Annotated in this window: 15 protein-coding genes and 1 pseudogene; 10 read left to right on the top strand and 6 right to left on the bottom strand. The window is 45.5% G+C overall.

From position 1 onward, the window contains the following. The first annotated feature begins 7 nt into the window (after positions 1 to 7). Positions 8 to 307 (top strand): hypothetical protein, encoded by a 300-nt coding sequence (locus QT994_RS09020; protein ID WP_333050161.1) that lies wholly within the window; start codon positions 8 to 10, stop codon positions 305 to 307. A gap of 143 nt (positions 308 to 450) precedes the next feature. Here the strand turns inward: QT994_RS09020 and QT994_RS09015 are convergent, their stop codons facing one another. Continuing rightward, positions 451 to 1947 (bottom strand): glycosyl hydrolase family 57, encoded by a 1497-nt coding sequence (locus tag QT994_RS09015; RefSeq protein ID WP_333173565.1) that lies wholly within the window; start codon positions 1945 to 1947, stop codon positions 451 to 453. Between the two features lie 225 nt (positions 1948 to 2172). Here QT994_RS09015 and QT994_RS09010 point away from each other — a divergent pair, with 225 nt between their 5' ends. The 5 genes from QT994_RS09010 (at position 2173) to QT994_RS08995 (ending at position 5488) form a co-directional block, all read left to right on the top strand. Beyond that, entirely contained in the window at positions 2173 to 2856 is a 684-nt protein-coding gene (locus QT994_RS09010; protein WP_333173715.1) for an AIM24 family protein, read from the top strand. Positions 2857 to 2876: 20 nt separating this feature from the next. Then, positions 2877 to 3050 carry a hypothetical protein gene (locus tag QT994_RS09005; RefSeq protein ID WP_333173563.1) on the top strand — a complete coding sequence of 58 codons (174 nt, stop codon included), beginning with the start codon at positions 2877 to 2879 and terminating at the stop codon, positions 3048 to 3050. 113 nt (positions 3051 to 3163) lie between these two features. Then, a complete protein-coding gene (gene glgA / locus QT994_RS09000) occupies positions 3164 to 4639 on the top strand; it encodes a glycogen synthase GlgA (RefSeq protein ID WP_333173560.1) in 1476 nt (491 codons plus the stop codon). A gap of 171 nt (positions 4640 to 4810) precedes the next feature. Next, positions 4811 to 5119, top strand: a complete 309-nt coding sequence (locus tag QT994_RS27790) for a transposase (RefSeq protein WP_445243887.1) — start codon at positions 4811 to 4813, stop codon at positions 5117 to 5119. Positions 5120 to 5164: 45 nt separating this feature from the next. Further along, positions 5165 to 5488 carry a transposase gene (locus QT994_RS08995; protein ID WP_333173557.1) on the top strand — a complete coding sequence of 108 codons (324 nt, stop codon included), beginning with the start codon at positions 5165 to 5167 and terminating at the stop codon, positions 5486 to 5488. 191 nt (positions 5489 to 5679) lie between these two features. On the opposite strand, the gene QT994_RS08990 is transcribed toward QT994_RS08995, so the two are convergent. Beyond that, positions 5680 to 6015 carry an element excision factor XisI family protein gene (locus QT994_RS08990; protein ID WP_333047173.1) on the bottom strand — a complete coding sequence of 112 codons (336 nt, stop codon included), beginning with the start codon at positions 6013 to 6015 and terminating at the stop codon, positions 5680 to 5682. Continuing rightward, the gene (locus QT994_RS08985; protein ID WP_333047174.1) at positions 6000 to 6419 is read right to left on the bottom strand and encodes a XisH family protein; all 420 of its coding nucleotides are present in this window, start codon (positions 6417 to 6419) and stop codon (positions 6000 to 6002) included. Before QT994_RS08985 ends, QT994_RS08990 begins: the two co-directional genes overlap by 16 nt. Before the next feature lie 146 nt (positions 6420 to 6565). On the opposite strand from QT994_RS08985, the gene QT994_RS08980 reads away from it, so the two are divergent. Next, positions 6566 to 7300, top strand: coding sequence for a DCL family protein (locus QT994_RS08980; RefSeq protein ID WP_333047176.1), 735 nt, complete (start codon positions 6566 to 6568; stop codon positions 7298 to 7300). A 266-nt stretch (positions 7301 to 7566) separates the two neighbouring features. On the opposite strand, the pseudogene QT994_RS08975 reads toward QT994_RS08980, so the two are convergent. Together QT994_RS08975 and QT994_RS08970 are read right to left on the bottom strand one after the other, a co-directional pair. Then, positions 7567 to 7644: pseudogene (locus tag QT994_RS08975) on the bottom strand (Uma2 family endonuclease); the annotation flags it as partial. 145 nt (positions 7645 to 7789) lie between these two features. Further along, on the bottom strand, positions 7790 to 8560 hold the full coding sequence (locus QT994_RS08970) for a TerC family protein (protein WP_333047178.1): 771 nt from the start codon (positions 8558 to 8560) through the stop codon (positions 7790 to 7792). 472 nt (positions 8561 to 9032) lie between these two features. Here QT994_RS08970 and psaM point away from each other — a divergent pair, with 472 nt between their 5' ends. Continuing rightward, on the top strand, positions 9033 to 9128 hold the full coding sequence (psaM, locus tag QT994_RS08965; RefSeq protein WP_190660159.1) for a photosystem I reaction center subunit XII: 96 nt from the start codon (positions 9033 to 9035) through the stop codon (positions 9126 to 9128). 284 nt (positions 9129 to 9412) lie between these two features. Beyond that, positions 9413 to 9832, top strand: coding sequence for a slr1601 family putative cell division protein (locus QT994_RS08960; RefSeq protein WP_333047179.1), 420 nt, complete (start codon positions 9413 to 9415; stop codon positions 9830 to 9832). A 226-nt stretch (positions 9833 to 10058) separates the two neighbouring features. Here the strand turns inward: QT994_RS08960 and ctpA are convergent, their stop codons facing one another. Next, positions 10059 to 11297 (bottom strand): carboxyl-terminal processing protease CtpA, encoded by a 1239-nt coding sequence (ctpA, locus tag QT994_RS08955; protein ID WP_333047259.1) that lies wholly within the window; start codon positions 11295 to 11297, stop codon positions 10059 to 10061. A 588-nt stretch (positions 11298 to 11885) separates the two neighbouring features. Here ctpA and petB point away from each other — a divergent pair. Continuing rightward, a complete protein-coding gene (gene petB, locus QT994_RS08950) occupies positions 11886 to 12554 on the top strand; it encodes a cytochrome b6 (protein WP_015174799.1) in 669 nt (222 codons plus the stop codon). Positions 12555 to 12719 lie beyond the last annotated feature (165 nt).

The raw sequence follows: 12719 nt of genomic DNA, 5'->3' as shown, positions 1-12719 counted from the left end.
TGAAATTATGGCTTACTCTTCTGAAAATCCGATCGTACAACTCAAAAAATGCCTGACGCTGGCTCAGGATGTTGGTAGTCACACCGAAGCCAACCGGGCTTTCCAGCAATTGTGTGGGATTATCGATGCTGAAAACCCAATGGCGGCACAACTTTTGGAGATGCTGTGGGAAGAGGCAATTATGGCGAGGCGATCGGCTTTATTTTGGCAGCAAATGAGCGATGTTGAGAAAGATATGGCTAATAGAATGATGGAAAATATGACGCAGATGCGGCAAAACTATTTGCGGTTGATGCAGGAAATGTAGGCAGTAATTGGTAAGTCGGTGTTTGTAGTGAGGACTAAAGTCCTCTCTTTATCCATGAAGCTTTCTAGCTGTAGGGTGCTTCAGCACAGATATTTGGCGCTGTTCAAACAGTTTGTTTCCGGGGCACCCTACGATAAATTCTGCTACTTCATTAAAGCAGCGCCGCGGTTGTAAAGTTCGCGCGCGTAATCAGTCCAAGTTCCCTGTCCCCAATAGCGGAAACAGCTTGTTTGTAGCAGCAAGTTGTAAAGCAAAGCTTGCTGGTATTCAAACTGCTTGGTAACGGTCGCATCTTGCTGCAACAGCGGGTCGTATTTTTTGTGAAATGCAGCGCTGAGTAGATTCATCGGTTCCAAGACATTTTCGTAGCCTTTGACCCAACTCAAATCGTTAGTCCAAGAAGCACCATCCATGTGAAAATTATGGTCTGTTTGCTTGAGTTGGGCGATCGCACTTTCAACTTTTTCCGGCGTCGCACTATCAGGATCGACTAGCTGCCAGATTTTGTGCTGGTTAATCCCCTGACAAACAGGATAATCGTCAGGATTAACACCCGCCGCTTCAATTATCTCCAAATATTCAGTGCCGTTTAAACCGACAACACCGGATTTTCCCCCGCCTTGTTCGCGGTTTTCGTGCCAAGCTTTGACAAAAGCGCTGGGAAATTCATTCATCATCACGCCGCCATTTTCGCCGTCAGCAATCTGAGTAACTAAAGAAGGAACTGTGACATTGCCAATTTTCTGTTTATTGCGTCCTTTGGCTTCGTAATAAGGCTGCATTTGACCGACCAATTTCGTATCAGAACCTTGGGTTTTAATCAAAGCCGTGATGCTGATTGTTTCGCCGTGAGAATTTCGGGCCACCAAACGGTTGGGAATATATTTTTGGTCTTGTGACAATCCCGAACCGTCGGGATTTTCTACAGAATGTTCCTGCACCATCAACCAGCGATAGCCGCATTCTTTCAAAGCTTTGATGTATTCGTAAAGTGTATCTGGGTGATTTGGAAAGTGCATTTCAGGGGGCGAAAAACCTTTAACGCGCTTCAGGGAATCTATGCCAAAAATGGCTGCAAAATGATGTTGCCACGCTTGAATTTGGAGTTTTATATCGGGAATGGGAGTTGAGGGAATGACGGCGTGACTCCACATTGTGCCCAGCCATTCTACATGAGGTTGATATTGAGGATCGCAGGTAATCCGCTTGAGATTATCAAAGATATCGTCGCGTCCCATTTGGCGCAATCCCCACAATAAATTGCCCGAATAGTCGAGCATAATTCGCGGGTTGCAGCCTTCAGCAATTAGTTGTGGGATGAATTCTCCCATACGAGAATAGCACCAAGCAAAGACTCCGGCGTTGTGGTTATCTCCTTGGTTGGGATGTTCAAACATATGCTGGAGATTGCTGATTAGTTCGCCGTTTGCACCCGCAGGAATTGTCGGTTGGTGCATATGCAGGGCGCAGGCGAATCCGGCTTGAATGTTTTCGAGGCGCAGATTTGTGGTAGGTAGAAAGATTGGTTCGTTGCTATTGGCTGCGGCACTGATTTCTGCTTCGGAGCCGCAAATATTGGGCAATCCTGAGTTGATTTCTTGTAAAATCGGTAAATTGGGAGATTTTGCGATCGCAGGCATAAATTTTTCTCAACAATTGTGGAGGAGCGCTGTCTGCTATTGCTAATATAGCTAGATAATTTAACAGTAGCAGAGGATGTCTGCAAAACATAAATTTCACAAGATAAGTCCGGGTTCGCGGAAGCCCCAAATCACCGCTCAAATGTTTAACACATTTCAAGTAAATATGCGAGGTAAATCATGAAATAAGAAATCAAGGTTTTGGAGCCGACGGATTTGTAGTACATCCAAAATAACATCAATTCTGAAACCCATAAGTTTTACCATCCCACTAAGAATATTCTCCTCGTTCAGCAAGTAGAAATTAACTTGAACAATTCGGGAGTGATTATTCAAAAAGGTGCGCTGCATTGGTGTCTGGGGAAATTGATTTCTGGTGTTTATAAAACGTATAACCGTTTGAAAGATATGTGCGTATCTTTGACAACGGAAATGGACTACAACGCTCCCGTATATCAAGGGACTGGTACTGTGAAACTGGAACCGAGACAAAAAGGGCTTTTTCTGCATTATATGCCGATCGAGCTTTTGGATGGGGAGCAGTGGGAGTTTGATGACGGTATATTTCAGTTGTGTTCGGACAATGTAGTTATCGGTGCTAAAAAACTTAAATTCCGACAAGTGGCTGCTTCTAATGACGGTAGGTGGAGAATTGCTGTTACAGCTTTGCGCGAACAAAAAGCTACTGTTGTAGCAGCTACAAGTTCCCCGGCTAAGGTTGTCGAACTCAAACAAGGTGAAACTTTGATAGCTGATTGCGATTTGGTTAAAGGATTTACCAAGGGGATTGAAGAAGAGTATCGAAAATTAGGTCATTTTGGCAAAGGCGGCGGGGAGGGTTATGTTTGGTTTTATCAGGGGAAAGGTAAATTATTAATATGTGAAAATGATGCTATGGGTTTGGGTTGAGTTATTGACAGCGACAAGAGATGCGATCGCTCAAAACGAATGGATTTGACAAATTAGTTAGTTTGATTGTTGCAAAACCTGGAAAAACAGGCGATCGATTGCACTTTGGCACATTACGGACACGGCACTGCCGTGTCCGTACCTGTATTTTAAGCAAAAGTCCGATCGCCCAAATCCGTCTCAACATCCGCTAGCAGCCCGTATTTTCCCTGTATTCCCAATGGCCGACTTGCTTATCTGCCTAGAAATCATATACTTTGTCAAGTTAAGAAAATATTTTTTGATTCATCCAGGAGCGAGAAAAAAAATGTACATAGTACAAATTGCCTCGGAGTGTGCCCCCGTCATCAAAGCAGGAGGTTTAGGCGACGTAGTTTACGGCTTGAGTCGGGAGTTAGAGAATTCCGGCCACTGCGTCGAGGTTATTCTACCCAAGTACGACTGCATGAGGTACGACCACATTTGGGGACTTCACGAGGCTTATCGGGATCTCGCGGTACCCTGGTACGGCGGCGAAATCTTATGTGATGTCTTGTGCGGCTGGGTGCACGGGCAGTTGTGTTTTTTCATCGAACCTCGCTCTCAAGATAACTTTTTTAATCGCGGCTGTTATTACGGGTGCAATGACGACAATATGCGGTTTGCATTTTTCAGCAAAGCCGCTTTGGAATTTTTGCTCAGAAGCAACAAGCGTCCCGATGTGATTCACTGTCATGATTGGCAAACTGGTTTGGTTCCAGTCATGCTGTTTGAAATTTACAAATACAATTGGATGGAAAATCAGCGAGTCTGTTATACCATTCACAATTTCAAACATCAAGGCATGGGAGGTGGCGATATTTTGCAAGCCACGGGTTTGAATCGAGATGATTATTATTTTGATTACGCTCGCCTGCGAGATAACTTTAACCCTTTTGCTATCAACTTTATGAAAGGTGGTATTGTTTACTCGAACTTTGTCACCACCGTTTCGCCGCACCACGCTTGGGAAGCTCACCTCGGCGAGTTCGGCTACGGTTTGGGTCACACTTTGCACTTGTATCAAGAGAAGTTTCGCGGGGTGCTCAACGGCATCGATTACGATGTGTGGAATCCAGAAAGTGATGGCTACATTCCGCACCACTACACTAAGGATGATTTGGCAGGAAAAGCCAAAACTAAAAAAGCTTTGCGCGATCGGCTGTTCCTGCGCGATGCGGACAAGCCTATTATTACCTTTATCGGTCGTTTGGACGACCAAAAAGGCGTTCATCTCGTCCACCATGCAATTTATTACTCTCTGAGTAAGGGAGCGCAATTCGTCCTTTTGGGTTCCGCGACGGAAGCGGGAATTAACGCTCATTTCCAGCACGAAAAATACTTTTTAAATGACAATCCAGACTGCCATTTAGAACTAGGTTTTAATGAGGAATTGTCGCACTTAATTTACGCGGGTGGGGATATGATTGTGGTTCCCAGTAATTACGAACCCTGCGGCCTGACTCAGATGATTGGGTTGAGGTACGGTACTGTTCCTGTGGTACGGGGAGTTGGCGGTTTGGTGAATACTGTGTTCGATCGAGATTACGACACCCGCCACCTCCCGGAAGAGCGCAACGGTTACGTGTTTTACCAAAGCGACTACTCAGCTTTAGAGTCGGCGCTCGATCGGGCGATCGGATTGTGGTATGACTATCATGATGAATTTGAAAAACTCATGCTTCAAGGCATGAATTGTGACAATTCCTGGAAATATCCAGCTAAAGACTATGTGGAAATTTACGAGCTAATTCGACACAAATAATCAGTAGGGTGTCCAGTGTGCAAATTACTAACTGTAGGGTGTGCACTGCTAGCCCGCTTCTTGAAAGCTGTTGAGCCTGGTTGCGAACTCTAACAGTTGATATAGAACCCATTTGACATCTTTTACGGTCTTGTGGTAACGTGACCGTAAAAGCATTATCCAGTAGCAGCTATGCCTTATTATAGCAGTCTAACGGATTCAGAATGGGAAACAATTGAACCAATACTACATGAGATATTGCCCAAAAAGAACCGAACTAGACCATGTAACTGGACAAAAAGAGAAATCTTAGATGGCATCTTCTACCAACTAAAAAATGGCTGCAATTGGCAAGACTTAGCGAAGGACTTGCCGCCCTATTCTACTGTATATTGGCATTACAAGCAGTGGCGCTCACAGGGAGTAATAGAAGAGCTGATGATGGTATTACATGAGCAAGTGCGTGAGCAGGTAAAAAAAAAGCCAAATGGACTACATTGATGATGATAGACTTACAAGCCGTAAAAAATACTTGTAATGCTAGTCTTGAGTCAAAAGGATGAAAGTTTCTACAAATCTAAAAATGGTATTAAAAGACACCTAGCCGTTGATACACTTGGGTTTCCCTTCTTTACCCACGGAACTAAAGCTAGTGTATCAGATGATGCTGGTTTGATTGAAATGTTGACTTTAAATATCGATTATTTTAAGTCCAAACCTCTAAATATTCCGAAAATTATACTCTTACTAGACAATGGCTATCATCCCGAACATCTTACAAAAGAGTTAGAAAAAAAATATCCAGAAATTATGACAAAAATCAAGTTTGAACTTTCAGAAAAGCCATCAAAAGCTGAAAAAAAAGCTTAAGGGAAATCAGGATTTGTCCCAGTTAAGGCAAGGTGGGTCATTGAACGGTCAAATGCTTGGATGGAAAGATGTAAAATTTTGGTGAAGAACTTTGAGAGAAGTTTGACAGCGGCGACTGCCAAGCTCAACCTTTGTTTTATTAGGCTGATGATTAGAAGGCTTGCACGCTCTTCTTAGATGTCAAATGGCTTCTATACTGTATTATAGGTTTTCTGTCTATCGCTGTTGTCAGGGAAGGGGCTAGTCACGATATGCTCTGCTTTTATACCCGCTGCAATCAGCGCTTGGCTTAGACCTTCCTCGAAGTTATCCTCTTCAATTACAACTTGATTATCGACTAAACGAGCATGAAACAGAATCGTGTCCATCCAGCGCTGTTTATCCCAGCCTGTAGCCAGAATCAGAAAGTGACCCGAATCGACATCACAGACGGGGTAAAGCTGGATCGCCTGTAAACGCGGTTGGGCGCGAGTTGCTTCTTGCAGGGTTTTTTTGAGGATGTCTGCATAGCTTAGTGAGTTATCCATTGGAGAATCACCTCTTGATTTGGTTCGTAAACTAATAAGTTAATTTTATTTCGCTGGACGGCTAACTGAAAAATCGGTTTTTGAAAGTGTTTAATGTAGATGGCTTGGCTCACAGCTAAAAACAACTGACGCTCCGGTTCTTGGCCTTCCAATGCCCATTGGTAAAGCTGAAGCTGTCCCATCGTTTTTTCCAGTTCGCTGATGACTGAGGCTGAATCGAAGTCTTTGATTTCAACAGCGATTTTCTGCCCTTTTTTTTCCGCCGTGAAAAACTTTTCTGCTCCTAAGTCGGCTTTCAAAAGAGTCTGTTCTAACACTAAGACTAAAGGATCGTCCGTAATTGTCCACCCGTCTTTTTCGAGGGTACGACGTACGGAGAAGTGTAAATTATCGCGTCTAGACATTCGACATTCGAGAATTGAGGTTAGGAAAGATAAGCAGGGACTTTTTGAACTCCTATGTCTTGCAGCTATCGCTTATTATTATCTATGCTACCACATCTGCGATACAATTTAAATTATACGTCATATAAAACTGGTAGGGAGTTTAAATGGCCAGGCAACCAATTGTTCTCAATGGAATAGAGTTCAAATTCCAGAAAGATGCTATTGAACACTTCAGAAATATGTTGGAGCGCTATCGAAATGGTCAAAGCATAGCAGGTGATGATCGCGATATGTTACTGGCTCTTCTGGAGCGCCATCCTGAAGCAGATAAAAAGACTGGATGTGGTATAAAACGTTTGTACAAAGATAGAACAGATATGCCGACAAGTTGCTTTTGGATAGAAAGAACAGATGGCTCTCGAACGGATTTTTCTTATCGAACAGCGGTTTCTGCTAAAGGAAAGTCTCTTTATCAAGAATTTTTAGAAGCCTGCCGTGCCACTGTTGAAGATGATCTGCAGGTAACTAAAAAAAGATACTTTGAAAAGTGTGCCGATCAGGATGGAAAAGTTGAATGCGATATTACTGGTGATAAGGTAGCTATTTATGAGAGCCATCTTGACCATAAAAAACCATTGACATTTCAGGTTATTGTGAACACTTTTATTGGCGCTAATGATATTGAAATAAAACCGGAAATGTTGTTGATGTCCCAGGATGCCCAGTTTCAAACAACTATGATTGATCGACAGTTAAAGGATAAGTTTCGACGATATCATCATAAAATGGCGCAGCTTAGGGTTATTAAAGCCGAACAAAATCTTAGTCTTGGCGGCTCTGAGAGAATTCTGAAGATTCGTAATCCTGTATTGATTCCTATGGAACTTGTAGGTGACTGACGTATCACATCTCTGTTGGAGTGGATTGACTCAGATTTCTGGTGCATCGCGAAGTTTTCTGGTAGCAACTCAACAGGAAGGTTACATTTTTTACCGATAGGTGAAACCCGATCGCCTGCAACTCCTTCCCGTCGCCCGCCTTATTTCCCTAAAGCCTCAAAAAATACAGCAACCACCAAGGATTAAATCAGATCCTGATCGATCGCCTGCTGCGATCGCCAATATGCCGCCAACCCCGTCAGCAACGAATTCCCCTCGCTATCTCACCAGCGCAACCATTGCTGAGTCTGATTTTGATAACTGCCGAACCATAGGCCCAATTGTACTCCCATAAGTTCGAGCGGCTAGTGAAGGAAACAATATTACCAAATAAAAGCCTTTCATCCCCGGACTAAAGTCACCGGGATGAAAGGCTTTTGCACATTTTAACCAGCCTTCAATCTTGTTGGTTTGACAGATTTAAGCTACTTTTATTCAGATGAAAGTATGTTAAATTTCGGACTTCTGTCCTTGCGATTCTGGCACTGCAACTTCTGAATCCGCCTGATTCAGAGCAATTTCGAGAGATTTTGCCATCTCGACTGGCTCGGGAGTGCGCTTAGAAAATCCCCACACAAACATCAAGACGATACTGGAAACTAGCAGCCATTGCGGAGGAACTAAATCCGGATTAATTACTTTCACCAACAACCGCATTCCCACGAACCCAACTGTGATGTAACCAGCACTTTCTAGGTGAACGAATTCATCCAGCCAGCGGATGAACAATCCGGCCATGAATCGCAGGGCAATAATTCCAATTGTAGCGCCGGCTACGACGATAAAAGTGTTGTCAGAAACGGCGATGGCCGTAGTAACGCTATCCAAGGAAAACGCTAAATCCGTAAAAGCAATCATGGGAATTGCTTGCCACACAGTCGCAAATCTGGGCCCGTGATGTTCTCCTTCGGAGTCTGTCTCTGAAGTAAAATGTTGGAAAACAAGCCACAGCAGGTAGAGAGCACCAAGCAGCTCAAACTGCCAGTATTGGATCACCCAAGTAGCTGTTAAAATTAGGGCGATCCGCAGTACAAAAGCAATTATCAAACCAACGTTGAGAGCCTTTTGTTGTTGCTTGGCATCTTCCAAACCTTTAGAAATAGACGCCAGGGCGATCGCGTTGTCAGCCGAAAGTACAGCTTCCAAAGCCACCAAAACCAACAATAATAAAAAGCCGTCAACTCCAAAATTGGGTGAAGCGTCGAGAAATTGATCTAGCATTAACTATTTTGTGCACCTAAGATTGGCAAGGGTCGAGCGCAGCGCAAATTACCCGCTCTGTCTAACATTAGTGTCACCTTCACTTAAATCTTAACCTAATGCGGTAATTCTGTGGGAGGCGATCGTCCGAACAACGTCCGAAGGAAGCAGTCCCAGAAAACAAGGAAAAATTCGGGCGTTGCACAATTTGAGGAGGCTTCTTGTGGGTTAGGCGTCCCGCCTGCTGTGAAAATACAAGCCTTCGGCCTCCTGCGCCCATCCCACAAAACAATCAGAATCATCCCGTAATTATGCACCACCAAAATTCTCCCCCTCCGACACTCAAAAACAGCGCCACTGCGCCACTGCGCCACTGCGCCATTCCTTCCCGGAGGCAGCATTTGTGTTGCAAGTTGTAACAAATGATTCCCAAAAGTGCCAATTTGTCTCAAATTGGTGAAAGATCGTACCCGCGAAAAGGAGTTTTGCGAATATGTCTTTAACAGATACCCAAGTCTACGTAGCGCTCGTAATTGCTTTGATTCCCGGAATTATGGCTTTCCGGCTGTCAACTGAACTGTACAAATAGTTTCCAGACACCAGTTGCAAACCGCAAAACGCCTGCCTGACCAGTTAAATCTCTCGCTTTCCAGATACAGACAATTGCTGCCCCAGTGGAGTAGATTGTTTGTGTTCAGCAAGACGACACTGCAAGGGCAGGCATTTTTATGGGAAAATTCCGTCTTCAGGCGTCACCTTTGCCTCAAAAATTTTGGCTGTCAGCACCCTGACAAACAGCGGCGAGTGTGCGTTAAGCTCAGAATTTGCTCTGTTGAACTCTAAAACGTCAGTCTCAGGTATTTGAAAAAAATTATGCAAGCGATTCAACCCTCCGTTACCCCACTGCGTCCTGTAAAAAAATCCCCTCGGGTTACTCCTCGTCGCAGCAGTAGCAGCCGCCAGCGTTCCTACCCTCACCAAACCCTCGCGGCCGAAACAGGCGTCAAGTTGGCAGTCAACATGGTACTTTCAGTCTGTGCCACTTCTGCTTTGCTTCAGCTTTGGCCTCACTACCGGGCGGTGCAAGAAAAATTGCACGAAATCCAAGCTGAAGTCAATCTTACCCAAGGGCGAGTAAATCAGTCGCGATCGGACTTTAACCGCTACTTTGACCCTAGTCTGGCTAAAACTGTGATGCAAGAGCAAAGCAACCAAGCTGACCCGCAGCAGCGTCAGGTGATTTTGCAAGAAGCCGATGTACCCGAAGCCGAGGAATCAACCCCCGAACCTTAAGAGAACGGCTGTTTTGGGTTTTGATATCACGTCCGAGGTGCATCATTCTTTTATGTCCTTGCTTCGCACAGCGAAGAATGACAGATAAATCTGTCGGACGTGATATCACTTTTGAGTTAAAAAGTTTTTAGGATGATTCTTGTCTGTCCTTGCGAACGAAACGCAGAGACAGACTTAGATATGTGTATTGAGGCCCGGCTGCCAGCTCAAAACTTCAAACTCAGGCTTATACTGACTTTGCCAGCACGGTTTTTTCTTTCAGTAGTTGCAGTGCAGCTTGATATTGCAAGTCTGCTTCGGTGCCGATTTGATCGCGCGCAATGGGTTCCAAAGGCACTACGCGATCGGGCGAAATCCCCAGCTTGTTAATATCTTTATGGTTAGGTGTCTCGTACTTAGCAACAGTCACAGCCAACCCAGAACCGTCAGACAAATCAAACAGCGACTGAATCAGTCCTTTGCCAAAAGTCTTTTCTCCTACCAGTTGAGCTCTGCCATTATCTTGCAGCGCACCCGCCAAAATTTCGCTAGCACTGGCAGTTCCCTTGTTCACCAAAACAATCAGTGGATCGTTAGTTAGGGCTTTTCCAGAGGCTTCAAAACTGCCGAGGATGCCTTGTCTGTTCACCGTGTAGACGATCGTCCCGGAATCGAGCCACAGGCGGGCAATTTCAATCCCTGCTTGCAACAGTCCCCCCGGATTGTTCCGCAGGTCGAGAATGTAGGCGGCGGCTCCTTGTTTTTCCAAGCGGTCGATCGCGTGAGCGACTTCCTCAGTGGCGTTAGCACTGAATTGACTCAAGCGAATGTAGCCCAGCGGCAAATTCTCCGACCCCGACTGCAATTCGGCGTAAACCGGATTCAGAGCAATGCGATCGCGCACTAGCTCAATTTCCTCAGCAACGTCCCTTCCCTCGCGCCCCAAGGTCAAGGTAACGGCAGTGCCGATGCGGCCGCGCATTCGAGTTGCTGCTTCGTCTAGGCTCAATTCTGAGGTAGGAGTCCCATCAATTTTCAGGATGCGATCGAGGGGTTGGATGCCAGCTTTATCTGCCGGTGAGCCGGCCAAAGGGGCCAGCACTGTCAGGGTATTTGTCTGGGGGTCGATCGCAATTTGCAGCCCCACACCCGTCAATTCTCCCGAAGTGTTGACCTGCAAGCTGCGGTACTGTTCGGGTTTCAGCAGCCGAGTGAACGGGTCGTCGAGATTCGCCAGCATCCCCTGAATCGCCGTGTAAGTCTGCTGTCTGTCGTTGAGCGGTTGCTTGACAGCTTTTTGGCGAATCGACCACCAGTTTTGAGAGTTGAAGCTGTCGTCCACATAAGAGCGATTGACAATTCGCCAAGCTTCGCTCAATAGCTGCTGTTCAGGAGTCAGCGCCGCCGCAGGCCCGGCCCACGGGCCGAGAACTAGGGCGACTTGGAGGAAAAGTAAAATAGCAATCTGGAAAACTCGTCTGTGCATGATTTTTCTGTAAAAGATAGGCAAGTATTGCATCTCCTGTATTTTAAGTTTGTAAGCTTTTAAGCTTTTGTGCATTTAACTCTCCCCAAGGCATTCGGCATTCGTCAAACCTCCGCCGCGAACAAAAAATTAGTTAAATGTAACATTTAATCGCAAAATAAGTGAAGTTTTATCATAAATATTAAAAATTACGTCCCAGCGACCAGGTGGCAGGCTCGGACTTTGGTCCTAGGCTCGGCTCTTGGCTGTATGCCAGCTTGGGGCGAATGTAGAGCTTGCAGAAAATGGTATTTGAGACTCGGCAAAAGCATCGCTCGCGTGAAATTTGCACAGCAATTATGTTACATTTTTTATCACAGTCTGGAATTCGATCGGGCAACGCCAGCGAGTAGGGACAAGCCACCGCTTAGTTTCCCAGGGCTTGCAGGCGATCGCACAATAGAGTTCCTTTCGTCAGCTCCAAATTTAAAAAATAGCCTCAGGCATTTGCTAGTAAAAGCAAGCTGCTCGGCGCGGGGCGACAAAAAACCTTGTGGCTGCTGCCCTGAACCTCAACCACAGCAATATTCTTTTAGGAATTCTGGCTCCATGTTTTCTAAACAAATCACCGACTCAAAAACCTACCAGTGGTTTGAGGAACGCCTGGAAATTCAGGCGCTCGCCGATGACATCACTACAAAGTATGTACCCCCGCACGTCAATATTTTCTACTGCTTGGGCGGAATTACTTTAGTTTGCTTTCTGATCCAGTTTGCCACCGGCTTCGCCATGACTTTCTATTACCGTCCCACGGTAGCAGAAGCTTTTTCTTCAGTGCAATACCTGATGACTGAAGTCAACTTCGGCTGGCTGATCCGCTCCATCCACCGCTGGTCTGCGAGCATGATGGTGCTGATGATGATTTTGCACATCTTCCGGGTTTATCTGACAGGCGGCTTCAAAAAGCCCCGCGAATTAACCTGGGTGACAGGAGTAATCTTGGCAGTCATCACTGTTTCTTTCGGCGTGACCGGCTATTCGCTGCCTTGGGATCAAATCGGTTACTGGGCAGTTAAAATCGTTTCCGGCGTCCCCGAAGCTATCCCGTTTGTCGGCTCTTTGATGGTTGAACTGCTGCGCGGCGGTGTCAGCGTTGGTCAAGGTACTTTGACTCGCTACTACAGCTTGCACACTTTTGTGTTGCCTTGGCTGATTGTAGTCTTCATGCTGGCTCACTTCTTGATGATTCGCAAGCAAGGTATCTCTGGCCCCTTGTAAGTTTTGAGTTGTGGGGGCGGTATTTTTTTGCCCCCCCGCTGAATTTTGAGTTGAAAATTCAGAATTCATCACTCATGATATTTATTTACGGCTAATACTTCCTGCGATCGCGCCGCTGATTCAAACTAACGAATACAGCGGAAGGGCAGGCCCGGGTAAAACTAA

It is taken from the genome of Microcoleus sp. S13_B4 (assembly GCF_036700885.1).
Classification (GTDB): Bacteria; Cyanobacteriota; Cyanobacteriia; order Cyanobacteriales; family Microcoleaceae; genus Microcoleus.
The sequence above is the reverse complement of the archived record's forward strand: the minus strand, read 5'-3'. Positions and strand labels throughout refer to the sequence as shown.